The sequence below is a fragment of the Janibacter limosus genome (genome assembly GCF_004295485.1).
Taxonomy (GTDB): Bacteria; Actinomycetota; Actinomycetes; order Actinomycetales; family Dermatophilaceae; genus Janibacter; species Janibacter limosus_A.
Map to the genome: position 1 here is coordinate 3,004,906 of NZ_CP036164.1, position 26,561 is coordinate 3,031,466.

Here is a 26,561-nt window from a genome sequence, read left to right on the forward strand (position 1 = left end):
CTTCGGTCAGGAGCCACCAAAATGATCGAGATCACCGCAGCCCACTGGGTATATCTCGTCGGCATCGTCGCGATTCTCGCGACGATGCTCGCGCGCAAGAACATCATCGTGCCGGCCGTCTTCTTCACGATGCTTACTGCACTCGTCTACACCGGATCGCTCCCCTCGGGGATCGCGGCCATCTTCAACGCCAGCCTCGTGGCGGCCAAAGAGCTCTTCAACATCTTCCTGATCATCGCCTTGGTGACCGGCATGCTCGGCGCGCTGCAGGCGCTGGGGTCCGACAAGCGGATGGTCGCGCCCTTCCGGCCCGTCATGCGCAACGCCCACCTGTCCTTCTGGACCTTGGTGATTGCCACGTACAGCATCTCGCTGTTCTTCTGGCCCACCCCGGCCGTCCCCCTCATCGGTGCTGTCCTCATTCCCGTCGCCATCAGGTCGGGCCTGCGACCCCTTGCGGTGGGCTTCACCATTGCCGTTGCAGGGCAGGGGATGGCGCTGTCGAGCGACTTCATCATCCGAGTGGCTCCGGGCATCTCGGCCAAGGCCGCTGGCGTGGATCCCGACATCGTCGCCAACCGCGCCCTTGCGCTCTCCCTCATCACCGGAGGAGTGGCCCTGGCGATCGGCTACGTCCTCGAGCTTCGGCGGATGCGGCCGGGTAGCCCTGAGCTCCTTGCGGACTGGGAGAACCAGATCGAGAACTTCGACGACAACGTCGCCGTCGACTCCCCGACGACAGGTCATGGAGCGGCATTGCGCCGCGACGAGATGGCTGAGCACTTCATGACTCGCGACGGTGACGCCGTCGTCGAGCCCGAGTCACGCGACTTCCACACGCCGGACGGCGTCTCACCTCGAGTCTCGAAGCTCTTCGCGATCCTCGTGCCACTGGCGTACCTGGCCCTCATCGGCTATCTCGTCTTCAGCCTGAAGAACGCCGGCAGTGAAGACAGCCTCAAGGGAGGCGACGCAGCTGCTCTGGTTGGCGGCATCGCAGCGCTGACCATCTTCCTCGCCTCGTTCGCCGAGAGCCGCAAGAACTTCCTCGAGCGCTCCGCCGAGCATGTGACCGACGGACTCGTCTTCGCCTTCCGGGCCATGGGGGTCGTTCTCCCGATCGCCGGCTTCTTCTTCATCGGCAACGGCGACTTCTCCGGCACGATCCTTGGCGTGGCCGCCAATGCAGACGGTTCCCCGGCAGGCCCGTCGCTCCTCTTCGATGCGGTCCTCAGCGCTCAGGCCCACATCCCGGAGAACGGGTTCATCTCAGCACTGGGCATCCTGGCCATCGGTATCGTCGCCGGTCTCGACGGCTCCGGCTTCTCGGGCCTGCCACTGACCGGATCGCTCGCAGGCAGCCTCGGACCCGTCGTCGGGGTCTCGCCGGAGACTTTGGCTGCGGTCGGTCAGATGGGCAACATCTGGTCCGGTGGCGGTACCTTCGTCGCCTGGTCCTCGCTCATCGCCGTAGCGGGCTTCGCCCGGGTCAACGTGCTCGAGCTGGCACGCATGTGCTTCCTACCTGTGATGACGGGGCTGATCATCTCCACGGTGCTGGCGGTGGCGATCTTCGGCTAGCTGCCCCATCGCCACCCGGCTCTCGAGTACACGGACGAGAACCTCCCCTTCGTAGGTACACAGCCTGCGCAGGGGAGGTTCTCGCGTGTCGAGCGAGTCGCCGCCTAGCGCCCGGGCGCCACGTCCGCGACCGCCTCGTCGATGAGCTGCTGCGGGTCGGCCGAGAGGTCGAGCACGACGCCGTCCTCGTCAGGGGCCAGCTCCTCGAGGGTGTCGATCTGCGACTGCAGGAGCGACGCGGGCATGAAGTGGCCCTTGCGCCCCTTGAGCCGGTCGGCGATGAGCTCGGCGGAGCCGTGGAGGTGGGCGAAGACGACGCGGTGCCCACCCCCGAGGGCGGCAACGTCGGCGCGCAGCACGTCGCGGTAGGACCGCTTGAGCGCCGAGCAGGTGATGACGGTGTCCTCGCCCCGAGCCGCGTGTTCGGCCATCCATGCCGCGAGATCGCGCAGCCAGGGCCAGCGGTCCTCGTCGGTCAGGGGTGTCCCGCTGGCCATCTTGTCGATGTTGGCCTGCGGGTGGAACTTGTCGGCCTCGGCGAAGATCCAGCCCGTGCGCTCGGCGATGCCCTCGGCGACGGTCGTCTTGCCGCTGCCTGAGACGCCCATGACGACGACGTGAGTGGTCATCTCAGAGCACCAGGCTCAGGAGGAAGGCGAAGACGAAGCCGATGACTCCGATGAGGGTCTCCATGACGGTCCATGTCTTCAGTGTCGTCTTCTCGTCCATGCCGAGGAAACGACCGACGAGCCAGAAGCCCGAGTCGTTGACGTGCGACAGCACCGTGGCACCACCAGCGATGGCGATGACGATGAGGGTGAGGTCGATCGAGCTGAGCCCGGAGCTGGCCTCGATCGTGGGCGCCATCAGCCCCGCAGCAGTCGTCAGGGCCACGGTGGCGCTGCCCTGGGCCACGCGCAGCGCGGCGGACACGACGAAGGCGGCGATGATGACCGGCAGGCCGGTCGTCTCGAGCGTGCTGGCGAGCGCCTGGCCGATCCCGCTGGCCCGCAGCACCCCGCCGAACATGCCGCCGGCGCCGGTGATGAGGATGATCGCGCAGACCGGGCCGAGCGCGTCGTTGAGGATCGTCTCGACGTCAGCCTTGGAGCGGTTGCGCCAGCCGAGGACGACCATCGCGAAGAGCGTGGTGATGAGCAGCGCGATCGGGGTCTTGCCGATGATCCGCAGGGCAGCGACCCACGTGGCGTCGCCGTCGACGGTGCCGATCGTCGACAGCGTGTTGAGGCCGGTGTCGATGAAGATCAGGACCATCGGCAGGAGCAGGATCGTCAGGACCAGCCCGAAGGAGGGCAGGCGACCTCCCTTGGCCTCTGGGGTGGACGGTCCACCGGAGAGCAGATCAGGGACCTCGACCATGTAGCGGCTGCCGGCCCACAGGCCGTAGAGGTAGGACGCGAGGTACCAGGTGGGCAGCCCGATGAGCAGGCCGACGACCAGCAGCATGCCCATGTCGGCGCCGACGAGCTCGGCTGCGGCGACCGGTCCGGGGTGGGGCGGGACGAAGGCGTGCATCACGGCGAAGGCACCCGCGGCCGGGAAGGCGTAGCGCAGGACCGAGCCGCCGAAGCGGCGGGCGACGCTGAAGATGATCGGGAGCATGACCACGAGGCCGGCGTCGAAGAAGATCGGGAAGCCGAAGAGCAACGAGGCGACACCGAGCGCCAAGGGCGCCCGGTGCTCGCCGAAGCGTGCGATGAGCGTGTCCGCGAGCACCTGCGCCCCGCCGGTCACCTCGAGCAGACGGCCGATCATCGCGCCGAGGCCGACCAGCAGGGCCACGGAGGCCAAGGTCGAGCCGAAGCCGTCGGTCATCGTCGTGACGACGTCGGCGGGCGCGATCTTGGTCGCGAGCGCGGTCAGGAAGCTGACGAGCACCAGGGCGACGAAGGCGTGGACCTTGAAGCGGATGATCAGTAGGAGCAGGAGCGCGACGGCGGCCGCGGCGATGGCGAGCAGCGGGCCCGAGCCGTAGGCGGGCTCCGGTACGGCGTCAGCGACGAGAAACATCTTCGTATCCTCCGGTGGCGGGGTGCGGGCAGGGATCCGCAGCAGCCACTGTTCCAAAAGTATGCTTATTGCGCAAGCAATCGTCATCCTTTTCTTTGGCCGTGGGCCATCCCTCTGCGAGAATTCGCCCCATGTCACTGGGCGGGGGCCTGCACCACAGCGTGCTGAGCCGGATCGGGTCGGACCTGACCTCGGGGCGCCTCGTCGCCGGCGAGGTCTTCTCGATGGAGCAGCTCGAGGGACGCTACGGCGTCTCCCGGACCGTCGTCCGCGAGGTCATCAAGGTGCTGGAGTCGATCGGAGTGGCCACCTCGCGCCGTCGCGTCGGGGTGACGATCCAGCCCGAGAGCACCTGGGAGTCGCTCAGCCCGGTCATCATCCACTGGCGCCTCGAGGGTCCGCAGCGTCTCGCGCAGCTGCGCGAGGTCAGCGAGCTGCGCCGCGGTGTCGAGCCCCAGGCCGCCTGGCTGGCTGCGCAGCGCGCCACACCGGAGCAGGTCGAGCGGCTGCGCGCCGCGGCGGACGGGATGGCTGCGACGGGGCCCCGGGGCGACCTGACCACCTACCTGCAGCACGACATCGACTTCCACCGGACCCTGCTCGACGCCTCGGGCAACACACTGCTGGTGGGCTTCGCCCCCTTCGTCGCGGAAGCACTCACGGGCCGCACCCACCACGACCTCATGCCCCGCATCCCCGAGCAGGGCGCCATCGACTGGCACGTCGAGGTCGCGGCGGCCGTGGCCGACGGCCACCCTGAGCTCGCGGAGGAGACCATGCGTCGCATCGTCACCGAGGCGCAGGACGCCATGGACGAGATCCACGCCCGTGGTGACGGGCCGGGCACTGCCTGATCGGGCGCGGCCCACACCGGGATGACCGGATGGCCGGCCTCAGACCATCCCGGCCCGGTCGACGAGGATCGCCAGCTCGGCCCTCGAGCCCACCCCCAGCTTGGCCTCGGCGCTGCGCAGGTGCGTCTTGACCGTCGACTCGGAGAGGTACAGGGCGGCCGCGGCCGACGCCGTGGTCGCACCCCCGGCCATGAGGACGCACACCTCGCGCTCGCGGTCGCTGAGGACCTCGACCCGCTGCACGGCCTCGGCCCGCCGGTGGTCGGCCGCGTCGCCCCTGACGTGGGCGAGGACGTGCCGGGCCGCCGCCGGCGACATCGGCGCATGCCCCGCGGCGGCAGCGCGCACGGCCTGCGCGATCTGGTCGGGGCTCGCCGTCTTGAGCAGGAACCCGTCGGCACCGGCCCGCACGGCCTGCACCGGCAGGTCGTCGAGGTCGAAGGTGGTCAGCAGCACGACCCTCGGCGGACGGTCCAGACGACGCAGCTCGGTCATGGCCGCGATCCCGTCGAGCGCGCCCATCCGGTAGTCCATCAGCACGACATCGGGCCGGTGGGCCAGGACGGCGGGCACGGACTCCTCGCCCGACCCGACATCACCGACGACGAGGAGGTCGGCCGAGGCCTCGAGCATCAGACGCAGCCCCGACCGCACGAGCGGGTCGTCGTCGACGAGGAGGACGCGGATCGGCTGGTCGGTCATGCGAGCACCCCGGCCCCGGTCGGCGCCGGTCGCCACGGCAGGCGCACGGCCACGCGCAGGACGCTCTCGTCGTCGACCAGCAGGTGGGTCTCGCCACCGGTTTGGGCGACCCGCTCACGCACCCCGGTGAGCCCGTTGCCCTCCACCACCTGGGTCGGTGCGGTGCGGTTGGCGGCCTCGATGGTCACCCCCAGGTCCGGACGGACCACCACGGCCAACCGGACGCCGGCTCCGGGGGCGTGCCGGCGCGCGTTGGTGAGCAGCTCCTGGACGACCCGGTAGGCGGTCTGCCCGAGCGCCGGGTCGAGCATCGTCGCGCCGTCGAGGACCACCGTCGCCACGAGAGGCATCCCGTGGGCGACGGTCTCGTCGACCAGGGCCGGCAGGGCCTCGAGCCCCGGCACGGCCCGCGACAGGGCCGGGTCGTCGGGACGGCGCAGCACCTCGAGGAGGGAGCGCAGGTCGGAGGCGGTCTGGGCCGCCGACTCACGCACGAGGCTCGCCGAGCCCGCCAGGCGCTCGTCCTGGTCACGGGTGTTGGCCTCGAGGGCGCCCGCGTGGATCGACAGCAGGGACAAGCGGTGGCCGATGACGTCGTGGACCTCGCGGGCCACCCGCTCGCGCTCGGCCTGGCGCACGACCTCGTCGGCCAGCTGGACGGCGGTGACTCGGTGCCCCTCCCCCGCTGCCTGCGCGCGGTGCAGCGCGCGCCGCAGCCCGCCGACGCTGGCGAAGAGCGAGACCACGAGGACGGTGATCATCACGGGCGCCCACCAGGGGAAGGGGCCCGGTGTCGCGGTCGGGTCGCTGCCGAAGAGGATCCACCAGAAGGACTCGACCTGGGACTGGCCCCTCGTGTCCCGCCAGGTGGCGACGAAGGTCGCGACCGTCACCAGGGCGGTGCACCCGACGACCGTCGACCACCGGCACCGGATCCACACCCGCATCAGCACGACGAGGGAGACCAGCGGATCGATCGGGATGGCGATGGTGACGAGCGAGGCGGCGACGGCGAGCTGCCACGGCCAGCGCCGGCGCCACCACATGGCGGCGATGAGCAGCAGGCCGATCAACCAGAAGAGGATCCAGACACCGCTGGCCATCTCGTCGGGGACGCGACCACCGAGCCGGTCGGCGCGCGGCTCCCCCATCGCCACCGCGAGGGTCGTGCTCATCAGGCAGGCGAGGGTCCACAGCACCGAGCGCCACCACGACGCTCGTCCCCAACGCTGCAGCGTCTGCGTGTCCATGCCCGGATCGTAGGCCCGCGCGGGGACAACCAGGGTCCTCCCTTCGGTCGGTCGATCATGACCGATCGGGCGAGGCGCGCCGCCCCCTCGGCACGGTTGCATCAGCGGCATCACCTTCCGCATCGCACCCAGGAGTCACGATGACCCAGCAGCCGCAGTGGCAGCCCACCAACCCGCCGGTCCCGGCCGTCCAGAAGAGCTGGTTCGGCCGCCACAAGGCCCTCAGCGTCATCCTGGGGATCACCCTCACCATCGTGCTGGTCTGCTGTGGCGCAGGCGTGCTCAGCATGGGCGGCGGCTCGGATGACGCGAGCAGCTCATCCGACGACTCGACCACCGACGACGCGGCCGACTCCACCGACTCGACCACCTCGAAGAAGACGTCCAAGGATGTGCCCGAGAAGTCCGCGCCCGGCATCGGTGACTCCGCCAGGGACGGCAAGTTCGAGTTCACCATCAGCAAGGTCGAGAAGGGCGTCGCCTCGGTCGGCTCGGAGTACTTCAACGAGAAGGCCGACGGCCAGTTCGTGCTCGTGCACATCACGGTGAAGAACATCGGCGACGAGTCCCAGACGCTCTTCGACTCCGAGCAGAAGCTCAAGGACACCCAGGGGCGCTCCTTCAGCACCGACAGCAGCGCGGCGATCGCCATGGAGGACAACGAGATGTGGCTCAACGAGATCAACCCGGGCAACTCCGCGAAGGGGACGCTCGTCTACGACATGCCGGCCGACGCCCAGCCGGCCGAGATCGAGCTGCACGACTCGATGTTCAGCGGCGGGGTGACCGTCTCGCTGAAGTGATCTCCGGGGGGAGAGGAGGGGCGAAGGGAGTGGCCGCGGCCACTCCCTTCGTCCTGCTCAGACCTCGTCAGGCCCCGTCGACCGCGTACCAGCGGTCCTCGTCGGGCACCTTGCCGTCGGGGTAGGTCAGCGCCATCTCGGCGAGGGTCGGGCGGGGAGGCTCGCGCACGTCGTCGGGGAGCATCGCGGTGATCGCGTCGAAGATCCGCTCCATGTCGCGGGGGACAGAGCGGTACTTCAGGTCCACCGGCTCCCCGAAGGTCACCGTCACCTCGGGGCGGTCGAGCAGGTTGAGCACCCGCGGGACCTTCGAGGAGCGCGGCCAGACCTTCTCGGTCCCCGTGACGGCGAAGGGGATGACCGGCACCTTGGTGAGGTGGGCAAGGCGGGCGGCTCCGGGGTATCCGCTCATGCCGGGCTCGAAGAAGTGGATCCCCCGCGGGATCGTCCCCTCGGGCATCATGCCCACCAGCTCGCCTCCGGCGATGGAGCGCACGGCGGAGGCGAAGGCGTCCGGGCTGTTGGGGTCCTCCTGACGCCGGTCCACGCTCACCCCACCGAGGGCGCGGAAGAAGGTGCCGAGGCCGGGGGCGTCGAAGAGCTCCTTCTTGCCCAGGAAGCGCGTGGTGCGCCCGGAGCGACCCATCGCGACGACCATCGCGATCACGTCGAAGTACGAGCGATGGTTGCCCACGAGGATGGCGGGCCCGGCGGCTGGGACATTTTCGGCGCCGGAGACGGTGAACTTGGCGTACGGGAAGACCTCGGGCCGGGCAAGCATGGTGACCATCCGCTGCAGCTCCAGCCCGATGATCGGCAGCTTGAAGACCCCGGGCGAGGTGTCGAAGTGCAGGACCGGCCAGCGCGCAGCGATCGCGAGCGCCTGCAGCCGGGGGTCGGGGTTGACCGCACCGGGGTTGCCGACGGCCTTCAGCAGCGGGGCGTCGTAGATCGAGTCTGAGTAGGCGAAGGACTCGTCGAGGTCGATGTCGTTGTCCTGCGCCCACTCGCGCACGGCCGCCCTCTTGCCCGTCGACCACACGAAGTGGCCGTCGTTGCGCCCGGTGAAGCGGCCGTCGTCGCCGACCTCGTACCGAGTGGCGATGACGGCGTCGATGCCGAGCCGCTCGGCGAGCGGTCGCACGAGGTGCTCCGGGGTGGTCGTCGCGAGCACGACCGGCCGGCCGGCCTCCTGGTGCTCGGCGATGAGCATCTTGGCGAAGGGCCCGACCATCGGCTCGAGCACGTCGGCCGCGAGCAGGGCCGCCTCGTCGAAGGCATCGGCGGCCCGGCCCTTGGCGACGAGGACCGCCTGGCGGGCCAGGGCGATCGAGCCGAGGGACTCGCCGAGGAGGTTGAAGTAGCCGAAGAGGAGGGCCTCGCCCGGCATCCGCGCAGAGATGACCCCGGTCTGCCGCATGGCGGCCGACAGCGCCGGGCCGGAGGCCTTCGGCAGGAGGGTCCGGTCCAGATCGAAGAATGCTGCGCCCGTCATGCCGCGAGGTTACCGACGCGATCGCCTGCCGGACAGGGTTACGGCATCTAACGTGGGTCACATGAGCGATGACGCCGAGGTCCTCACCAGCAGCCAGGTCGACGAGCGCGCACCACGCGACTGGCGAGAGGTCGACGGGATGCTGCGCACCCGGCTCAAGGTGGCGGACTACGCCGCGGCGCTGGACCTGGTCAACCGCATCGCCAAGGCGGCCGACGAGGCCGACCACCACCCCGACATCGACCTGCGCTACAACTGGGTCGGTCTGCGGCTCGTCAGCCACGACGTCGGTGGGATCAGCCCCCGCGACCTGGAGCTGGCGGGCCAGATCAGCCGGATCGCCGCCGACGTGGGGGCCGAGCCGGTACCGGAGGTCACCACGTCGATGACGGTCGGCATCGACACCGCCGACGCCGACGCGATCCGCCCCTTCTGGATGGCCCTCACCGGCCACGGCGAGGCGAAGGGGGACCCCAGCAGCCTCCCTTCGCCCGACGGGCAGCTGCCGCAGATCTGGTTCCAGGAGAGCGCGGCCCGCGAAGGCCGGGGCCGGGTCCACCTCGACGTCTACGTCCCGCACGACCAGGCGCTCGCCCGGGTGGAGGCAGTGGTCGCCGCGGGTGGGCGCCTCGTCACGGACGAGTTCGCGCCCTCCTGGTGGGTCCTCGCCGACGCCGGCGGCAACGAGGCCTGCGTGTGCACCTGGCAGCCGCACGAGAAGAGCGCCAACCCGACGTCGTGAGAACCTGTGGGCGCCCCGCCCCCCTCCCGAAGGTGACGACGCACCCATGACGCGCCCCGCCCGCCGCACCACCCGACTCCTCGCCCCCGCGGCCGCCGTCGTGGGCGCCCTCGGGCTGGTCGCCTGCGGCGGCTCCGACGACCCGCAGCCGCCCACGTCGAGCTCCGCCGCGAGCTCGTCCGCGCAGGCCGGCGAGGAGACCACCCCGGAGATGCTCGACAAGCCGGAGCAGCAGCAGGTCGACGCCGCGACCGCCAAGGCGGCGCTGCCCACGATCGAGGACATGCCCGACGACGGCTGGGGCATCGACATCTCGACCTTCAGCGACGAGCCGATCACCTTCGACCCGGCCGTGTGCGCGGACGTCGAGCTCGCCTCGCAGGAGGCCCGCTCCTTCGACGACGAGCACCGCAAGGTCGACGAGGCCGCCCGCTTCAGCACGCCCCAGTCGCGCGGCGGTCTCATCACCGCCACCTACGTCGAGAGCTTCGACGCTCCCTTCCCCACCTCGATCCTCGACGCCGCCGGGGAGCACGTCACCGACTGCGCCACCTACACCTGGACCAAGAGCGGCAGCACGAGCACCCGCCACGTCAAGGCCATCTCCGTCCCGCCGCTCGGCGACCGGTCCTTCGGGGTGCGCCTGTGGTCCGACGGCACCGACTCCTTCACCGACCGGCTCTACGTGCGCAGCGGGCACAACCTCATCACCGTCATGACCCTCAGCAAGGAGGACACCTACGACGGTGAGCTCATGACGAAGTACGCCAGCGACATCCTCGACAAGCTCAAGGAGACGCCGTGACCCGCTCGAGGCGCAGCATCGCCCCCTTCGCCGTCGTCGCCGCCCTGGGCCTGACGACGGCCGCCTGCGGTGGCGAGAGCACGCCGCCCACCCCGTCGACGGTGACGGTCACGCAGACGCCCACGGAGCAGGCGAGCGGACCGGCGCACCGCCAGCTCACGAGCCAGCAGGTCAGGGCGGCCCTGCCGACCAAGGACGACGTCCCGGCCATCTTCCGACCGGACTCGCGCGGCTTCGACACCTCCTCGGTCAGCGAGCGCACCACCGACCCCGCGTCCTGCCTCGCGCTGTACATGGCCACTGCGGCACAACGCACCTTCATCAAGGAGCACCTCGTCGCCGACGGCGGGGTGCGCTTCAGCGAGGACCCCGACCAGCCGGGGTCGCCGAGCATCTCGGTCGGGATCCTCAGCTACGACGAGCCGTACCCCCGCGAGTACCTCGACGATGCCGGCGCCGTGCTGGGCGAGTGCTCCACGCACACCGCACGCACCGAGCCGGGCGCCTCCGACGTGACGTGGCAGGCGACCTCGATCCCGACCCCGACGCTCGGCGACCAGAGCTTCGGCGTGCGCATCGGCTCCCGCGACGTCGACCTGGCCATCGACTACCTCTGGGTCCGCAGCGGCCACAACGTCGTCCACGTCCGCATGCTCACCGGCTACCGGCAGGACAACGGCGACCAGCTCAAGACGACCGCCCAGGGTGTGCTCGACGACTTGGCCAAGACGCCATGAGGCCCGCGCAGCGCCTGGTCCCGCTGGTCACCGCCCTCGCCGTGGCCCTGCCCCTCGCCGCCTGCGGCGAGGACTCGCCGACGCCGGCCACCCCGACGTCGAGCGCCGCGACGACGTCGGCGCCCACCCCGTCGCCGGCCGACGGCCCCGAGCAGCGACGGCTGACGGCCGCGGAGGTCAAGGCCGCACTGCCCGGCAAGGACGAGGGCCCCTACCCGGCCTCTGACCGCGAGATCGACCCCACCCGGCAGAGCACGGCAGTGACCGACCCCGAGTCATGCCTGGCGCTGGAGCTCGACACCCCCGAGATGCGCACCTTCAAGAAGGAGCACATGGTCGCCGGAGGCGGCCAGATCTACCTCCAGCCGCAGGACTTCGCGGCGCCGCAGATGTCGGTCACCCTCTGGAGCCACGACGAGGTCTATCCCCAGCGCTTCTTCGACGAGGCAGGTGCCGCGCTCGCCGAGTGCGGCACGCTCGCCAGCGGGGACTCGCCCGACGACTCGTTGAACGACTTGCAGGCGACGTCGATCCCGACGCCCGCGATGGGCGATCAGAGCTTCGGTGTGCGGATCGGGCGCGAGGAGTTCGACATGGCCGTCGACTACCTGTGGGTGCGCAGCGGCCACAACCTCATCAGCGTCCGGATGCGCACCGGCTACACGCAGAGCAACGACAAGCGCCTGGCCACGTACGCCCAGGGCGTCCTCGACGAGCTGGCCCGGTAGGCGCGACCGCTCGCGCAAGGAGCAATCTCACCCATCCTCGGCGCGCCGCGGCCCGTAGGCTTGTCCACGGCCGACGAAGGGACAGACATGGGGTACCCCCGCACGGCGGTCCGCGGGCTCGCCACGCTCACCGGACTGCTGCTCGTCACCGGATGCATCCGCCCGGCCATCGGCGGCGGCGACCCCCCTCCCCCTGTCGGAGCCGGCCAGCTCAGCGAGGACCAGGTGCGCATGGCCATCCCCCGGGACGACCAGCTGCCGGAGGACATCGAGGTCGACCCGGACCAGGCGGGCTCCGAGGCCGAGCCCAGCGACGAGGCCACCGCCTACCCGGCCAGCTGCCTCGACGTCCGCCTCGCGGGCACCGCGGGCAAGGCGCTCAAGGAGCACCGGACCGCTCGGGTCAAGAAGGCCTTCGTGGGCAACGAGGGCGGCTCGATCACCGTGACCGTCTCCTCCTACGACCAGCCCGTCCCCGCGCAGCTCTTCGACGACGCCGGAGCCGCCCAGAGCCAGTGCGGCACCTTCCAGCTCATCGACGAGTCGGGGACGTCCTCGTGGCGGCTGGATCTGGTCACCTTCCCCCAGATCGGTGACCGGACCTACTCCACCCGCGTGCAGAGCACCACCGAGGGCGACATCTTCAAGGGCGGCGTCGTGCAGATCGCCGGTGCGTCCCGGGGCCACAACCTCGTCTACGTCGTCTATGCCTCCGGTCCGCGCTCCAAATACGACCCCTCTGCCGTCGAGACCCTGACCAAGGCAGCCATCGGCAACCTGGACGCGCTGTGAGGTCCGTGGTGCGCACCGCGGTCCTGACGGCCGCGCTCTCCCTGTCGCTCACCGGGTGCGGCCTGCTGCCGCAGAGCGGCTCAGCCGGCTCGTCGACGTCCGCGCCGACCTCGCAGGGCGCGAGCGACCAGCCGACCGAGGACCTCGGCACGCTCACCGGTGCCGGACGTCCCCTGGACGAAGGGGGGCTGCGCGCCGCCCTGCCGACGGCGAGCGATCTCGGGGACGGGTGGGTGGACGACCCGATGAAGACCGTCTTCGAGACGGCCGGAGCCGATGTCACGCCCGCCACGTGCGCGCCCCTGCTGCAGAAGGGACCCGAGTGGGAGGAGGCCAAGCAGTCCCAGAGGGCTCGGGTCCAGGCCAACTTCAAGCGCAGCGACAACCTGCCGCCCCCGGGCACCGAGCGGCACTTCCTCGGCGTCTGGGCCTACTCCTTCGACGACCCCTACCCGGCCCACCTCTTCGACGAGGCGGGGTCGCGCATCGCCGACTGCCCGACCTTCGACGTCCGCCAGGTCGACACGGGCTCGACGAGCTCCTACGCGGCGTCGCCCCTCAGCTTCCCCACGCTCGGTGACCGCACCCTGTCGCTGCGGCTGACGATCCAGCAGACCTACGAGACCTTCACGCTCGACTTCGTCATGATCAAGATCGGGCACAACACCATCTCCGTCGCCAACGGCACCTACAACGGCACCCCCGACGCGGCCGTCACCGAGGAGGCCGCCCGTGCGGCCCTCGCCGGGCTGGAGGAGTGATGGGTCCGCGGACACGCAGCAGCGCCGTCGCCCTCGCCGGGGCACTGGCCGCCGTCGCCCTCCCCCTCACCGGGTGCACCCCCTTCGCCAGTGACGAGCCGACCACGACGACGTCGCCCACGCCCTCCTCCTCGTCCCCCACTGCCGAGACCGGCGAGGGCCGGCAGCTGACGGAGGCCGAGGCCGAGGCGGCACTCCCGGCCCGGCCCGAGGGAGCGGAGGACGTCGCGCCGCAGAGCGACCCCGAGGGGCGCGCGACCGACCCTGCCGAATGCCTCGACGCCATGCGCATCGGCGACGAGGCCGAGTCCCTGCGCACGGTGCGCGTCGCCCACGCCAAACGCACGTGGCGCACCAATGACCCGGCGACGACCTACGGCTTCGAGATCGACTCCCACTCGCGTCCGGTGGGGCCCACCCTGCTCGACCGGGCCGGGGCCGCGATGGCCGACTGCTCCGCCTTCTCCCTCACCGGCAGGGACCACGCCGGACACTTCGACCTGCGGGTGCTGGCCGAGCCCCGGACGGTCTCGACCCTCGGCGAGCAGTCCTACGGCGCCCGGCTCATCACCTTCGACCAGGTCGACGGCAAGAGCGTGCGGGTCTACCTGGACTACGTCGTCGTGCGGGCCGGCAACAACCTCGTGGAGGTCAACAGCGTGCACCTCGACGAGGACCGGGGCCTCGCCGAGCTCGAGACCCATGCCGCCCAGATCCTCGAGGACCTGCAGGTCGAGCACTAGCCGCGGTCCTCGCCGGGCGCCCCGGCCCGCCCTCGCACCTACAGTGGGCGGGTGACCATCCGTGTAGCCCTCGAGCACCGCACCTCCTACGAGTTCGCGGAGCCGACGCACGTCTACCCGCACACGATCAGGCTGCGACCCGCGCCGCACTCCCGCACCCCGATCCCCAGCTATGCGCTGCGGATCGAGCCGGCGGAGCACTTCCTCAACTGGCAGCAGGACCCCTTCGGCAACTGGCTGGCGCGGGTCGTCTTCCCCGACAAGGTCTCCCGGCTCGAGATCACCGTCGACCTCACGGCCGACATGACGGTCATCAACCCCTTCGACTTCTTCGTCGAGGACTGGGCGTCGACCTTCCCCTTCGCCTACCCGGAGCAGGTGCGCGCCGACCTGGCCCCCTACCTCCAGCCCGTGGACGACGGTGGCGAAGGGAGCGGCCCGGCCCCCGAGGTCAGCTCCTGGCTGGAGCGGACCCTCCCTTCGCTCCTCACCGCGCCGCGCGACGCGGCGATCGGCGAGGGCACGCGCATCGTCGACTTCATCGTCGGGCTCAACCGGGCGATCCGGGAGAGCGTCGACTACACGGTCCGCCTCGAGGCGGGCGTCCAGACGCCGCAGCACACCCTCGAGCGGGGCATCGGCTCCTGCCGCGACAGCGCCTGGCTGCTCGTGTCGGCGCTGCGCCAGCTCGGGCTCGCCGCCCGATTCGTCTCCGGCTACCTGGTCCAGCTCACGTCGGACCTCAGCGCGGTCGGTGACGACAGCCTCAACGGCCCCGCCGAGGACTTCACCGACCTGCACGCGTGGGCCGAGGTCTACATCCCCGGCGCCGGCTGGGTCGGGCTCGACGCGACCTCCGGGCTGCTGTGCGGCGAGGGCCACATCCCGCTCTCGTGCACCCCGCACCCCGCGTCGGCCGCCCCGATCAGCGGCGCGACGGCCCCGGCCGAGGTCACCTTCGGCTTCTCCAACACCGTGACCCGGTTTGCCGAGGACCCGCGCGTCACCAAGCCGGTCACCGACGAGGAGTGGGCCGACATCACCACGCTCGGCGAGGCCGTCGACGACCTGCTGGCGAAGGGGGACGTCCGCCTGACGATGGGCGGCGAGCCGACCTTCGTCGCCGCCGGCGGCACCAAGGACCCGCAGTGGCACACGGCCGCCGACGGCGAGCAGAAGCGCGAGCTGGCGATGGCCCTCGCCCGCCGCCTGTCCGGCCCCGGCACCCTGCGCCACCACGGGCAGGGCAAGTGGTACCCCGGCGAGCCGCTGCCCCGCTGGCAGATCGGGCTGGCCGAGCGCACCGACGGCCAGCCGCTCTGGCGCGACCCCGACCTGCTCGACGACCCGTGGGGCCCGCCGCGCGAGGACTCCACCTCTCCCGAGGCGGCCGACGCCGCCCGCGGTCTGGCGCTGGGCATCGCCCGCCGCACCGGCATCCCGGTAGAGCAGCTCGTCGCCGCCGTGGAGGACCCGCTGCAGCGGCTCGCGCAGGAGGCCCGCCGCCCCGACGGCGACGCGCCCACGCCCGCTGACCTCGCGCCCGACGACGAGGACGCGTCCGACGAGGCCAAGCGCGCTGCCGCGCTGGCCCGCATCGACACCGAGGTCGACCCCGACACCCCGGCCGCGTGGGTGCTGCCGATCTTCCCGGCGCCCGACGGGGAGGGCTGGGCGACGACGACCTGGCGCACCCGCCGCGGGTTCCTCGCGCTCATCCCCGGCGACTCCCCCGCCGGCCTGCGCCTGCCGTTGTCCTCCATCGCCTGGTCGGAGGGGCCGATCACGCCGGAGCGATCCCCCTTCGCCCCCCGCGGAGCGCTCCCGGCCCTCGACCCGAGCACCCTCGCTGAGGTCGACGCCGCCCCCGCGCGGGTCCTGCCGATCGACGAGTCCCCGCGCACGGCACTGGCCGTGCAGCACCGCGAGGGCCACCTCTTCGTCTTCCTCCCCCCGGTCGAGGACTTCGAGGACGCCCTGGCCCTGGTTGCGGCCGTCGAGGGTGCCGCCACCGAGATCGGCCACCCGGTGGTCCTCGAGGGCTACCCCCTGCCCGGCGACGACCGGGTCCGCACGATGTCGGTCACCCCCGACCCCGGGGTCATCGAGGTCAACGTCTCCCCGACCGCCTCCTGGGGCGAGCTCGTCGCGCAGACCGAGGGCCTCTACGAGCACGCCCGGCAGATCCACCTCTCGACCGAGAAGTTCGACCTCGACGGGTCGCACACCGGCACCGGCGGCGGCAACCACCTCACGCTCGGTGGGGTGACGGCGGCCGACAGCCCGATGCTGCGCCGACCCGACCTGCTCCGCTCGCTGATCACCTACTGGCAGCACCACCCGGCGCTCAGCTACCTCTTCTCCGGGCGCTTCATCGGCCCGACCTCGCAGGCACCGCGCGTCGACGAGGGCCGCGCCGAGTCGCTCTACGAGCTCGAGATCGCCTTCGCCCAGCTCGACCACGTCATCGCGATGGAGCACGACGCGCAGGCGATCACCGAGCCGCTCGACGAGGACCACCGGCCCAAGCAGCACACCCGCCCCTGGCTCGCCGACCGGCTGCTGCGCCACCTGCTCACCGACATCACCGGCAACACCCACCGGTCGGAGTTCTGCATCGACAAGCTCTTCGCCCCCGGCACCGAGCGGGGCCGGCTGGGGCTGCTCGAGATGCGCGGCTTCGAGATGCCTCCCCACCCGCGGATGGGCCTGCTGCAGGCGCTGCTCGTGCGGGCGCTCGTCGCCCGCTTCTGGGACGAGCCCTACACCGGACCGCTCGTCCACTGGGGCACCCGGCTGCACGACCGCTACCTGCTGCCGGCCTTCGTCGCCGCCGACCTGCGTGACGTCCTCGACGACCTCAACCGGTACCTCGAGCGGGTCGGGGCCGGCCGGATGGACCCGGCGTGGTTCGACGCCTTCCTCGAGTTCCGCTTCCCACGCCTGGGCGACACGACCATCGCCGGGGTCGAGCTGGAGCTGCGCTCGGCCATCGAGCCGTGGCACGTCCTCGGCGAGGAGGTCAGTCAGTTCGGCACCGCCCGCTACGTCGACAGCTCCGTGGAGAAGGTCCAGGTCCGCGCCGTCGGCCTCGTCGAGGGTCGGCACGTCATCACCTGCAACGGCGTCCCCGTGCCGATGGTCCCCGTGGCCGAGCAGGGCTGGGGCGGTCCCGTCGGGGCGAAGGGGAGCACCGGCGCCTTCGTCGGCGGCGTCCGCTACCGCGCCTGGGCTCCCCCGTCGGCGCTGCACCCGACGATCGGCGTGCACGGCCCGCTGACCTTCGACCTCGTCGACCGGTGGTCGGGCCGCTCCCTCGGCGGCTTCACCCACCACGTCACCCACCCGGGGGGCGTGGCCTACGACAGCTTCCCCGTCAACGCCGCGTCGGCGGAGTCGCGCCGGGCGGCCCGCTTCGTCGTCGGCGACCACACGCCCGGACCGATCGACCTGTCGGCCCTGCCCGACCCGCGCTCCGGGCTCGGCCCGGCCGTCGCCGACTACCCGGTGACGCTCGACCTGCGCCGGTTCCCGGGGACCGACCGGATGCCGGGCACCGAGGACGAGTTCGCCACCCCACCGACCGAGACGCTCGATGCGGGCATGCCGCCCGCAGACGGCGTGGCGGTCGTCGAGACGAGCGCCGAGGGTGCCGTGCAGCAGACGAGCATCGAGGCCGAGCCCGCCTGACCACCTCGGGGTCGAGGGACGAGCGACCGAGTGGTGGTCCCTGACACCTCGCCCCGCACGGAGCATTCAGTTGTGCACAACTAAGTTGTGTGCAATTGTTGACGGGTGAAGACCTCCCAGCAGCTCGACCACCAGATCTGCTTCGCCCTCTACTCGGCGGCCCGCTCGGCCACGGCGGCCTACCGCGAGGCCCTCGCGGAGATCGGGCTGACGTACACCCAGTACGTCACCCTCCTCGCGCTCTGGGAGCGCGACGGTCGGACCGTGAGCGAGCTCGGCGAGGCGCTGCGTCTGGACAGCGGCACCCTCTCCCCCCTGCTGACGCGGATGGCGGCGAGCGGGCTCGTCGAGCGTCGGCGCGACGGGGAGGACTCACGTCGCGTGACGATCCACCTGACCGACTCCGGGCTCGACCTCGAGTCCCGGGTCGGGGCGATCCAGCACCGCCTGTACGACGCCGTCGACATGGAGCCCGAGGAGCTGGCCACCCTGCGCCGGCTGGCCCAGCGCTTCTGCGAGTCGATCGGCGACACCCCCACCCAAGGAGCACCACGATGAAGACGATCTACACCGCCGAGGCCCTCGCCACCGGCGCCGGACGCGACGGCCACGGACGCAGCGCCGATGGGCGGCTCGACCTCGACCTCGCGATCCCGCAGGAGATGGGCGGCTCCGGCGAGGGGACCAACCCCGAGCAGCTCTTCGCCGTCGGCTACGCCGCGTGCTTCCACTCCGCGCTGCAGCTGGTCGCCCGGCAGGCCGAGGCCGACGTCACCGACTCGTCCGTCGGGTCGCGCGTGCACATCGGCCCGACCGACGACGGCGGCTTCCAGCTGGCCGTCGAGCTCGAGGTCACCCTGCCGCACCTCGACACCTCGGTCGCCCAGCAGCTCGCCGACCGGGCTCACGAGGTGTGCCCCTACTCCAACGCCACCCGCGGCAACATCGACGTGACCGTCACGGTCACGCAGGACTGAGGACCCATGAGCACCCTTCCCACCAGCACCCGACAGATCGCCCTCGCCTCGCGCCCGACCGGCGCCCCGACGAGCGACAACTTCCGCCTCGAGAGCGTCGACCTGCCCGAGCTCGCCGACGGCCAGGTCCTCGTCCGCAATGTCGTCATGTCCGTCGACCCCTACATGCGCGGCCGGATGAACGACGCGAAGTCCTATGTCCCGCCCTTCCAGGTCGACCAGCCGCTCGAGGGCGGTGCCGTCGGTGAGGTCATCGCCTCACGATCCGACGACGTCGCCGTCGGGCAGCACGTCCTGCACGGCTCCGGCTGGCGCGAGCACGCGATCCTGACTGCGGCCAAGGTGTCGGTCATCGACACCGATGTCGCTCCCGCCTCCGCCTACCTCGGGGTCCTCGGGATGCCCGGCCTGACCGCCTACGTCGGTCTGACCGCGGTCGCCGAGATGCGCGAGGGCGACACCGTCTTCGTCTCCGGTGCAGCCGGCGCCGTCGGCCAGCTCGTCGGGCAGATCGCCCGGGCCCTCGGTGCCGAGCGGGTCGTCGGGTCCGCCGGCACCGACGCCAAGGTCGCCCGTCTGCGCGAGCTCGGCTACGACGCCGGCTTCAACTACAAGACGACGCCGGTGCGCGACGGCCTGCGGGAGGTGGCGCCCGACGGCATCGACGTCTACTTCGACAACGTCGGAGGCGACCACCTCGAGGCGGCGATCTCCTCCCTTCGCCTCCACGGTCGGGTCGCCATGTGCGGCGCGATCTCGCAGTACAACGCGACCGACGCCGCCCCGGGACCGCGCAACCTCTTCCAGGCGATCGGCAAGGGGCTGACCCTGCGCGGCTTCATCGTCGGTCAGTACCCGCAGCTCGTCGGCGAGTACCGCGAGCGCGCCGCCGGCTGGTTGGCCGAGGGCCGGCTGCAGGGCGACGAGACCTTCCGCGACGGGCTCGACGGTGCCCCGCAGGCCTTCATCGACCTGCTCGAGGGCGCCAACACCGGCAAGATGCTCGTCCGCCTCTGAGACGACGCCGCGGGTGCCCGAGCATCAGTGTCGCTCGGGCACCCGCGCCACCGTCGTCGTCACCCGGGTGAGACCGGGCGCGGCCGGGGTGGAGCTGAAGCCGAAGCGCGGGGGCGGGCTGACGGGCCGCAGGTCGCCGAGAGGCTCGCCCTCCCAGGTGCCGTCGAGCGAGGTCACGTGGTGCTGGTCGTGCGCGCCGTAGTACTCGCGGCGCCCACCGCCAGCGCTGCCGACCGTCCGCACGCCCGGGAGCAGTCTGCGGGCGACCGGGTCGGCGAGGTGGGCGAAGCCGCGGCTGCGGCCGACCCGCTCCGGGACGGGACGCAGGAGCAGGCCGACCGGCGTGCGGCGCCCCAACCCGATGCGGCACCGCAGTGGTCCTGCGTCGAGCCGCCACTCGTGCTCGTCGGCGGCCAGGACCACCGTGCAGAGGCGCACCTCGTCGAAGGAGTAGGTCGCCGCGACGTACTCCGCGACGGCCTCGCTCGGCGCGAGGAGCACGCGGTGCTCGTCGGCAGTGGCGACCATGACGTCGGTGAAGGCCCCCAGCGGCGAGGTCGTCCAGTCGCCGATGACCAGGCGTACCCCGCTGCTGCTGCCCGCACCGAGGATGCGGCCCCGGAACCGGTCGAGCACGGTGGAGGTCACGGCACGCTCGGGTGCTCGACGACTCGCGCCAGCGTGAGCGAGAAGTCCCCCGCCTCGTCGGTCCACCCTGCGACGGGCTGGAGGCCGTGGCCGGCCAGCTCGTCGCGCAGCTCGCCCGGGTCGAACTTGCGGGAGATCTCGGTGCGCAGGTGCTCCCCCTTCGCCAGCTGCCAGGTGCGTCCGATGCCGGTGAAGTCCGCCTCGACGTCGCGGACCGCCCGCAGCCGCATCTCGATGCGCGAGGCCTCGTCGTCCCAGACGGCCTCGTGCTCGAAGTCCTCGCGCCGCAGGCCGGTGACCGGAGTCATCCGGTCGATGACGTCGATGAGATTGAGGTTGAACTCCGCAGTGACCCCGACCTCGTCGTCATAGGCGGCCACCAGCCTGGCGGCGTCCTTGACGAGATCCGCACCGAGGAGGAAGTGGTCGCCCGGGGCCAGGGCTGCGCGAACCATCCGCAGGAATCCCGCGCGCTCGTCCTCGGTGAAGTTGCCGATCGTCCCACCGAGGAAGAGCAGCAGCCGCTCCCCGTCCGCACCGGCCAGCGGCGGCAGGTGGTGGAAGTCGGCGACGGCCGGCTCGACCGCGAGCGTGGGGTACTCGCTCTGCAGCTGCTCGGCGGTCTCCAGGAGCACCTCGCTGCTGATGTCCAGCGGCGCATACGTGGCCGGCCGGCCACCAGCGGTCAGCTCGTCGAGGAGGACCCTGGTCTTGGCGGAGGTCCCGGCCCCCAGCTCGTGGACGCTGCGGGCGCCGGTGACCTCGAGGATCTGCGCGCTGCGCTGCTGCAGGATCTCGCGCTCCGCCCGCGTCGGGTAGTACTCGGGCAAGGAGGTGATCCTGTCGAAGAGCCGGCTGCCCCGCTCGTCGTAGAACCACCGCGGCGGCAGCGTGGGCGGGTCTGCCCAGAAGCCCTCGCGCAGGTCCTCCTCGAGCTCGTGGCGCTGGTCGGTCTGCTCCTGCGTGCTGGTCATCGGGCGAGCCGCAGACCGGAGAAGGCCCATCGGGCGGCTGCGGGGAAGAAGTTGCGGTAGGTCGTGCGCGGGTGCTGCGGCGGCGTGATCGCCGAGGCTCCGCGCAGGACGTGCTGATCGTTCATGAACTTGCCGTTGTACTCGCCCACCGCGCCCGGCGCCGTCTCGAAGCCGGGATAGGGCACGTAGGCGCTCGCGGTCCACTCCCACACGTCGCCGAGGGTCACCTCGCTCGCCCGGCTGGGGTGGCAACGCTGCGGGTCGAGCAGGCCGCCCCGCACCTCGAGCCCGCTCGCGGCACCGGCCTCCCACTCCTGCTCGGTGGGCAGACGCTGACCTGCCCAGCGGGCGAAGGCGTCCGCCTCGAAGAAGGAGACGTGGCACACCGGCTCGGCGGCGACCACCGGCCGACGGCCCGACAGGGTGAAGGTGGTCCACCTCCCGTCGTCGTCCTCGCGCCAGTAGCCGGGTGCCCGCCACCCGGCGTCCTGCACGCTCGCCCATCCGTCGGAGAGCCACAGGTCGGGGCGCGTGTACCCACCGTCGGCGATGAAGTCGAACCACTCGGCGTTGGTCACCTGCCGAGTGCCGATCTCGACGTCCTCGAGCCACACCCGGTGGCGGGGGCGCTCGTTGTCGAAGGCGAAGCCGGCGCCGTCGTCGCCGACGTGCGTCACTCCACCGGAGACGTGCGTCCAGCGAAGGGGGGTCGGACCCGCCGTGGGGTCGTCGTCGGGGGCTCGCTCGACGTAGGTCGGTTGGAGGACATTGCCCGACAAGAGGTGCTTGATGTCCATGAGGAGGAGCTCTTGGTGCTGCTCCTCGTGGTGGCAGCCGAGCTCGACGAGATCGAGCTGCTCCTCGGTGAGCGTGCCCGCCTCGAGACGTGCGGCGACCTGCTGCTCGACGTCGGCGCGATAGGCCGCGACCGCAGCGATGCCGGGGCGGGTCACGTGGCCGCGAGCCGCGCGGGGATGCCGCTCCCCGACTGCCTCGTAGTAGCTGTTGAAGAGATAGCGGAAGGCGGGGTCGCGCGGCCGGTAGCCGGGGTCGGCGCCGAGGACGAACTCCTCGAAGAACCAGGTCGTGTGGGCACGATGCCACTTGGTCGGGCTGGCCTCGGTCATCGACTGCGGGGTCTGGTCCTCGGGGCTGAGGCCGTGCGTGAGGCGGTCGGTCCGCGTGCGGACCTCCGCGAAGCGCGCGGCCAGCGCCGCGAGGTCGGGTCGGGCGACGGTCGTGGTCATGCTGTCCTCCATGCGACGGGGCTGACAACCACCGTCGGGCACCGGGAGATGGAGCTTCGGACACGGTCGACGCTACGCGTTGCCCTGCCTGCGTGCGCGGTCAACCTCTGGCGTGCTGGAGCGGCAGGCTTCCGCGGCGGCGGGCGACGTCAGAGGGAGACGGTCCCGGTGTCGCCGAGGTCGGGCTTCGTGTCGCTCACGAGACCCTTGGCCATCTGCACGACCGTGGCGACGCTGCCCGGCGTGGCCCAGTAGCGGGCGGTCTCCGCGGACACGGTGAGCACGACGTTGTCGGGGTTGTCGGGACCGCCCTCCATGAAGGCACCGGCAGACGGGTCCCACAGGCGCTCGAGGAGCGCGCGGTCGTCGTTGCGCGCAGCGGTGCCGCTCACGCTCACCCAGCCGCCGTCGCCGGAGTAGGTGACGTTGACCTGCGGGTTGGCCGCGATCGCCTGCATCTTGTCCGAGTGGGCCTCGGTCAGGAAGTGGATGGTCCCGGGGTCGTCGAGGTCCTGGGTGCCCATCGGCACCGACATCAGTCGCCCGTCCTCGGCATAGGTGAGCACGGCGATCCTGGTGTCCTGCATGATCTCGGTGACGGTCTCGGTCTCGGTCTTGTCGGCCATGAGGGCCTCCTGCGTCGTCGGCTGGGTCCGCGAGGCACTACCCGCTCCGAGGGCGGGCACACCCGCGTGTCCGCGGTCGGGTGTCGCTGGTGCCCTCGGGGCGCTCGCCTGGGTCAGAACCAGCGCCGCACCGTGGCCACGTACTCCCCGTACGTCGAGCCGAAGCGCCCGAGCAGCGCCTCCTCCTCCGCGGGGATCTGCAGCAGGTCGATGGCGCCGACGAACCCGACGGCCGGGAGCAGCGCGAGCGGGTCGCGGCGGTGGATGGCGTACCCGGCGAGCAGCAGGGCGTCCCCGAGGTAGATCGGGTTGCGCGAGTAGCGGAAGATGCCCCGACGGACCACCTGCGTGGCGTCGCCCGGACGCATCGGGTCGAGGGTGGTCCCCGCGGAGCGGATCTCGCGGATGCCGGCTGCCGCGACCGCGATGCCGGCGACCGCCACCGTGGCGCCGAGGACCGAGGTGGTGGCCGGCGTCGCCGCGCCCCGCGTGAGCAGACGCTGGGCGAGCAAGGACGCCGCAAGCATCACCGGAGGTGCCTTCGCGACCGAGAGTGCGTCCATCCACCAAGGGTAGTGACGCCACGACCGCAGCAACAGCCCCCGCTGGCTCGAGCTCACGAGAGGCTCCCCCACCCGCTGGCACGGAGCACCCGGGGAGTTCTCCCCCTTCCTCACGCCGGGGCAGCCTGCCTAGGCTCCGGGTACCACCACGGAGGGGATCGCATGACAGGGGTGACCCACGGCGCGGACGCCGACCGACTGCGGAGCATCGCGCGTGCGCTCACCGGCTGCGCCGAGCGCACGCGCGACGCCGGGACCTGCGGCAACAGCTCGCTCGGGGTGCTCGTCGACGCGTGGCAGGGACCCGACGTCGAGTACTTCGCACAGGCCTGGCAGGGCGCCGGACGCGCGATCGAGCTGGCCGCCGATCACCTCCAGCAGACGGCGGCCGAGCTGCTCCGCCAGGCCGACGACCAGACGGGCGTGAGCTCCGGGATCAGCGGTGGCTCCCCCGCAGGCGACCCTCTGTCGCCCGAGCCCAGCGGGGGCGGAGGCAACGGTGGTGGTGATGACGGTGACGGGGGCAGCGGCGACGGCACCAAGATCGGGCTGACGCCGAGCGGCATGATCGACACGCTGATCAAGATCGGCAACCGGCACATGCCGGAGGGCCTCTCGGTGACCGACCCGGTCGCGATGGAGCTCATGCAGTCGCCCGAGGGGCGCGAGCAGCTCCGGTGGCTGCGGGACAACGACATCGTCATCATCCACGGCGGGCCGGCCTCGCAGTACTCGCCGGGGAGCGACACGATCATGCTGGCGAGCGGTGCCGACGTGACCGCGCTGATCCACGAGGCGGCCCACGCGCGCTGGGACGTCGAGGGCATGGACGTCGACGTCACGGAGGTCGAGCGGCAGGAGTACATCGACGCCCAGCTCGACAACGAGGTCAACGCGATGGTCGCCGAGGTCGAGTACCTCCAGGCGACGAGCGAGGACCCGGAGGCCATCACCGACCAGTCCTACGTCGACTACACGGCGGCGCACGAGGCCGCGCTCGCCGAGGGCGCCAGCCCCGAGGAGGCCGACGCCGCCGGACGAGCAGCCGTGCGTGAGCTCTTCACCAGCGGGTTCTACGAGACGGGCAACACCGAGGAGTCGTACCCGGAGTACTACGGCGAGGCCTGGGACGAGAGGAACCCGTGAGCACTGACCCGACCACCACCGGTGATGCCGCGACCATCGCGGCCGCGACCGATGACGCCCTGCTGACGTCGGTCGTCACCGACGACGCGACCACACTCACGCGAGTCCCGCTGTCGGCCCTGCCCGGCTGGCGCGTGCTCGACGTGCTCTGGCGCGGCCCGGCGCACCCGGCGCGTTGGCTCGTCGCGGTCGACGGCGACCGCGTGGTCGTGCTGACCGGGCACCCCGAGCGGTGGGACGCCCTCGCCACCGACGCCGAGGTCACGACCGCCGAGCAGGCGGTGGAGCTGGCCGTGGTGCGCACAGACGCCACCCACGACCGGTCGAAGGGGTACCAGCGCCTCTCCCACGTCGACGAGATCCGGTGGCTACCGCGGCCGGGCGACGAGCAGCGTCAGCGGATCGAGCAGGTCCGGGCGGACCTGGCCGACCGGATCGGCCCGGCGAGCGCCGTCGGCGACGGGCCGTGGACGGTGACGACCTGGGTGCGCGCGGGCGATGCCGTCGAGCGGCTCGAGGTCGAGGTCCACCACGACGGGTCCACCTCGACGACGACGACGCTCATGGCCGACGATCTCCCGGTGCCGCAGGTCCACTGACCCGCCGTCCGGGCCGTGCCGGGTCGGAGGCACCGGATCGGGCATCCGGCCGATCCGGCGGCCCCACGGGTGGATCAGTGGGACCGCCCGGCCGTCGGTCTTGTCCGCAGCCCTGGCCACTGCGAGGGTGGGCCCATGAGTGACGTCACGAGCAAGGCCAGCGAGCTCCTCCAGATGCACCAGACCGGCGAGATGCTGGTGCTGCCGACGGTGTGGGACGCGTGGTCGGCCCGCGCCTCGGTTGACGCCGGCTTCCGCGCACTGTCCATCGGCAGCCACCCGCTCGCCGAGTCGCGCGGCCAGCAGGACGGCGAGGCCATGACCCTCGACGACGCCCTCGACGGGATCCGCCGCATCTGCGCGGCCGTGACGGTCCCCGTCTCGGCCGACGTCGAGTCCGGCTACGACACCCCTGCGGCCGAGCTCGTCGAGCGGGTCCTCGACGCCGGCGCCGTGGGCATCAACGTCGAGGACACCGTGCACTCAGAGGGTCGCCGGGTGCGCGAGATCGCCGAGCACGCCGACTACATCGCCGCGATCCGGCAGGCCGCCGACGCCGCCGGCGTCGAGCTGGTCATCAACGCGCGCACGGATGCGCTCCTGCACGGCACCGACAAGTTCCCCGACCCGCTCGCCGAGGCCATCGCCCGCGTCAAGGCCTGCGAGGAGGCCGGCGCCCGCAGCGTCTACCCGGTGAAGGTCCCCGACGCCGCGAGCCTCGCCGCGCTGATGGCGGCGACCTCGCTGCCGGTCAACGTCACGGCGCACCCCGTCGACGGAGCCGCGTCGGGATCCCTGCAGGAACTGCGCGACGCCGGGGTTCGACGCGTGACCTTCGGGCCCCTGCTGCAGAAGGCACTGACCGGCTCGATCGCCGACCTCACCGGCCCGTGGCTCGGGTCCGCAGGGCGCAGCTAGCACCGTGCAGCCCGAGGCCGCACGGGTGGCCGGGCCCTGACCACGAATACGTGCATTGCCCTAAGGCAATGCACGTCTCATGGGACTGGGCGAACCGCAGTCCGGCACGCCCTCAGTCGCGCGAGGTCGACG

Annotated in this window: 27 protein-coding genes; 17 read left to right on the plus strand and 10 right to left on the minus strand. The window is 71.6% G+C overall.

The window, feature by feature from the left end:
- Positions 1–21 precede the first annotated feature (21 nt).
- Positions 22–1,581: a hypothetical protein gene (locus EXU32_RS14390; protein ID WP_130630522.1), complete on the plus strand. Its 1,560-nt coding sequence runs from the start codon at positions 22–24 to the stop codon at positions 1,579–1,581.
- Positions 1,582–1,685: 104 nt separating this feature from the next.
- On the opposite strand, the gene EXU32_RS14395 is transcribed toward EXU32_RS14390, so the two are convergent.
- Together EXU32_RS14395 and EXU32_RS14400 are read right to left on the minus strand one after the other, a co-directional pair.
- Positions 1,686–2,210 (minus strand): gluconokinase, encoded by a 525-nt coding sequence (locus EXU32_RS14395; protein WP_130630523.1) that lies wholly within the window; start codon positions 2,208–2,210, stop codon positions 1,686–1,688.
- Between the two features lies 1 nt (position 2,211).
- Positions 2,212–3,612 (minus strand): GntP family permease, encoded by a 1,401-nt coding sequence (locus tag EXU32_RS14400; protein WP_130630524.1) that lies wholly within the window; start codon positions 3,610–3,612, stop codon positions 2,212–2,214.
- A 131-nt stretch (positions 3,613–3,743) separates the two neighbouring features.
- On the opposite strand from EXU32_RS14400, the gene EXU32_RS14405 reads away from it, so the two are divergent.
- Positions 3,744–4,466 (plus strand): FadR/GntR family transcriptional regulator, encoded by a 723-nt coding sequence (locus EXU32_RS14405; protein WP_130630525.1) that lies wholly within the window; start codon positions 3,744–3,746, stop codon positions 4,464–4,466.
- A 39-nt stretch (positions 4,467–4,505) separates the two neighbouring features.
- Here EXU32_RS14405 and EXU32_RS14410 read toward each other — a convergent pair whose 3' ends face one another.
- Together EXU32_RS14410 and EXU32_RS14415 are read right to left on the minus strand one after the other, a co-directional pair.
- Entirely contained in the window at positions 4,506–5,168 is a 663-nt protein-coding gene (locus EXU32_RS14410; RefSeq protein ID WP_130630526.1) for a response regulator transcription factor, read from the minus strand.
- Positions 5,165–6,418 (minus strand): sensor histidine kinase, encoded by a 1,254-nt coding sequence (locus EXU32_RS14415; RefSeq protein WP_165399695.1) that lies wholly within the window; start codon positions 6,416–6,418, stop codon positions 5,165–5,167. Before EXU32_RS14415 ends, EXU32_RS14410 begins: the two co-directional genes overlap by 4 nt.
- A 140-nt stretch (positions 6,419–6,558) precedes the next feature.
- Here EXU32_RS14415 and EXU32_RS14420 point away from each other — a divergent pair, with 140 nt between their 5' ends.
- Complete coding sequence (locus EXU32_RS14420) at positions 6,559–7,221, plus strand: DUF4352 domain-containing protein (protein WP_130630528.1); 663 nt, start codon at positions 6,559–6,561, stop codon at positions 7,219–7,221.
- A 67-nt stretch (positions 7,222–7,288) separates the two neighbouring features.
- On the opposite strand, the gene EXU32_RS14425 is transcribed toward EXU32_RS14420, so the two are convergent.
- Positions 7,289–8,716: an HAD-IB family hydrolase gene (locus EXU32_RS14425; RefSeq protein WP_130630529.1), complete on the minus strand. Its 1,428-nt coding sequence runs from the start codon at positions 8,714–8,716 to the stop codon at positions 7,289–7,291.
- Between the two features lie 61 nt (positions 8,717–8,777).
- Here EXU32_RS14425 and EXU32_RS14430 point away from each other — a divergent pair, with 61 nt between their 5' ends.
- The 11 genes from EXU32_RS14430 to EXU32_RS14480 all read left to right on the plus strand — a co-directional run bounded on the left by EXU32_RS14430 (position 8,778) and on the right by EXU32_RS14480 (position 19,708).
- A complete protein-coding gene (locus EXU32_RS14430; protein ID WP_130630530.1) occupies positions 8,778–9,458 on the plus strand; it encodes a 4a-hydroxytetrahydrobiopterin dehydratase in 681 nt (226 codons plus the stop codon).
- Positions 9,459–9,504: 46 nt separating this feature from the next.
- Entirely contained in the window at positions 9,505–10,263 is a 759-nt protein-coding gene (locus tag EXU32_RS14435) for a hypothetical protein (RefSeq protein ID WP_130630531.1), read from the plus strand.
- On the plus strand, positions 10,260–11,000 hold the full coding sequence (locus EXU32_RS14440) for a hypothetical protein (protein WP_130630532.1): 741 nt from the start codon (positions 10,260–10,262) through the stop codon (positions 10,998–11,000). Before EXU32_RS14435 ends, EXU32_RS14440 begins: the two co-directional genes overlap by 4 nt.
- Positions 10,997–11,728 (plus strand): hypothetical protein, encoded by a 732-nt coding sequence (locus tag EXU32_RS14445; RefSeq protein ID WP_130630533.1) that lies wholly within the window; start codon positions 10,997–10,999, stop codon positions 11,726–11,728. Before EXU32_RS14440 ends, EXU32_RS14445 begins: the two co-directional genes overlap by 4 nt.
- 87 nt (positions 11,729–11,815) lie before the next feature.
- Positions 11,816–12,520, plus strand: coding sequence for a hypothetical protein (locus EXU32_RS14450; protein ID WP_130630534.1), 705 nt, complete (start codon positions 11,816–11,818; stop codon positions 12,518–12,520).
- Between the two features lie 8 nt (positions 12,521–12,528).
- Complete coding sequence (locus EXU32_RS14455; RefSeq protein WP_130630535.1) at positions 12,529–13,281, plus strand: hypothetical protein; 753 nt, start codon at positions 12,529–12,531, stop codon at positions 13,279–13,281.
- A complete protein-coding gene (locus EXU32_RS14460) occupies positions 13,281–14,024 on the plus strand; it encodes a hypothetical protein (RefSeq protein ID WP_130630536.1) in 744 nt (247 codons plus the stop codon). Before EXU32_RS14455 ends, EXU32_RS14460 begins: the two co-directional genes overlap by 1 nt.
- Before the next feature lie 51 nt (positions 14,025–14,075).
- Complete coding sequence (locus EXU32_RS14465) at positions 14,076–17,714, plus strand: DUF2126 domain-containing protein (RefSeq protein WP_130630537.1); 3,639 nt, start codon at positions 14,076–14,078, stop codon at positions 17,712–17,714.
- 105 nt (positions 17,715–17,819) lie between these two features.
- Positions 17,820–18,272 carry a MarR family winged helix-turn-helix transcriptional regulator gene (locus tag EXU32_RS14470; protein WP_130630538.1) on the plus strand — a complete coding sequence of 151 codons (453 nt, stop codon included), beginning with the start codon at positions 17,820–17,822 and terminating at the stop codon, positions 18,270–18,272.
- Entirely contained in the window at positions 18,269–18,691 is a 423-nt protein-coding gene (locus EXU32_RS14475; protein ID WP_130630539.1) for an organic hydroperoxide resistance protein, read from the plus strand. Before EXU32_RS14470 ends, EXU32_RS14475 begins: the two co-directional genes overlap by 4 nt.
- A gap of 6 nt (positions 18,692–18,697) precedes the next feature.
- Positions 18,698–19,708, plus strand: coding sequence for an NADP-dependent oxidoreductase (locus EXU32_RS14480; RefSeq protein WP_130630540.1), 1,011 nt, complete (start codon positions 18,698–18,700; stop codon positions 19,706–19,708).
- 24 nt (positions 19,709–19,732) lie between these two features.
- Here the strand turns inward: EXU32_RS14480 and EXU32_RS14485 are convergent, their stop codons facing one another.
- From EXU32_RS14485 to EXU32_RS14505, 5 genes are all read right to left on the minus strand, one after another.
- A complete protein-coding gene (locus tag EXU32_RS14485; RefSeq protein WP_130630541.1) occupies positions 19,733–20,356 on the minus strand; it encodes a hypothetical protein in 624 nt (207 codons plus the stop codon).
- Entirely contained in the window at positions 20,353–21,330 is a 978-nt protein-coding gene (gene egtD, locus EXU32_RS14490; protein ID WP_207233811.1) for an L-histidine N(alpha)-methyltransferase, read from the minus strand. The genes EXU32_RS14485 and egtD overlap by 4 nt, the downstream gene beginning before the upstream one ends.
- A complete protein-coding gene (gene egtB / locus EXU32_RS14495) occupies positions 21,327–22,577 on the minus strand; it encodes an ergothioneine biosynthesis protein EgtB (protein ID WP_130630543.1) in 1,251 nt (416 codons plus the stop codon). The genes egtD and egtB overlap by 4 nt, the downstream gene beginning before the upstream one ends.
- A 149-nt stretch (positions 22,578–22,726) precedes the next feature.
- Positions 22,727–23,203: a pyridoxamine 5'-phosphate oxidase family protein gene (locus tag EXU32_RS14500; protein WP_130630544.1), complete on the minus strand. Its 477-nt coding sequence runs from the start codon at positions 23,201–23,203 to the stop codon at positions 22,727–22,729.
- A 113-nt stretch (positions 23,204–23,316) separates the two neighbouring features.
- Positions 23,317–23,766, minus strand: coding sequence for a methyltransferase family protein (locus EXU32_RS14505; protein WP_207233813.1), 450 nt, complete (start codon positions 23,764–23,766; stop codon positions 23,317–23,319).
- Between the two features lie 162 nt (positions 23,767–23,928).
- On the opposite strand from EXU32_RS14505, the gene EXU32_RS14510 reads away from it, so the two are divergent.
- From EXU32_RS14510 to EXU32_RS14520, 3 genes are all read left to right on the plus strand, one after another.
- Positions 23,929–24,912, plus strand: a complete 984-nt coding sequence (locus tag EXU32_RS14510; RefSeq protein WP_130630545.1) for a hypothetical protein — start codon at positions 23,929–23,931, stop codon at positions 24,910–24,912.
- The gene (locus EXU32_RS14515; RefSeq protein ID WP_130630546.1) at positions 24,909–25,511 is read left to right on the plus strand and encodes a hypothetical protein; all 603 of its coding nucleotides are present in this window, start codon (positions 24,909–24,911) and stop codon (positions 25,509–25,511) included. The genes EXU32_RS14510 and EXU32_RS14515 overlap by 4 nt, the downstream gene beginning before the upstream one ends.
- Before the next feature lie 135 nt (positions 25,512–25,646).
- Positions 25,647–26,429, plus strand: a complete 783-nt coding sequence (locus EXU32_RS14520; protein ID WP_130630547.1) for an isocitrate lyase/PEP mutase family protein — start codon at positions 25,647–25,649, stop codon at positions 26,427–26,429.
- Positions 26,430–26,561 lie beyond the last annotated feature (132 nt).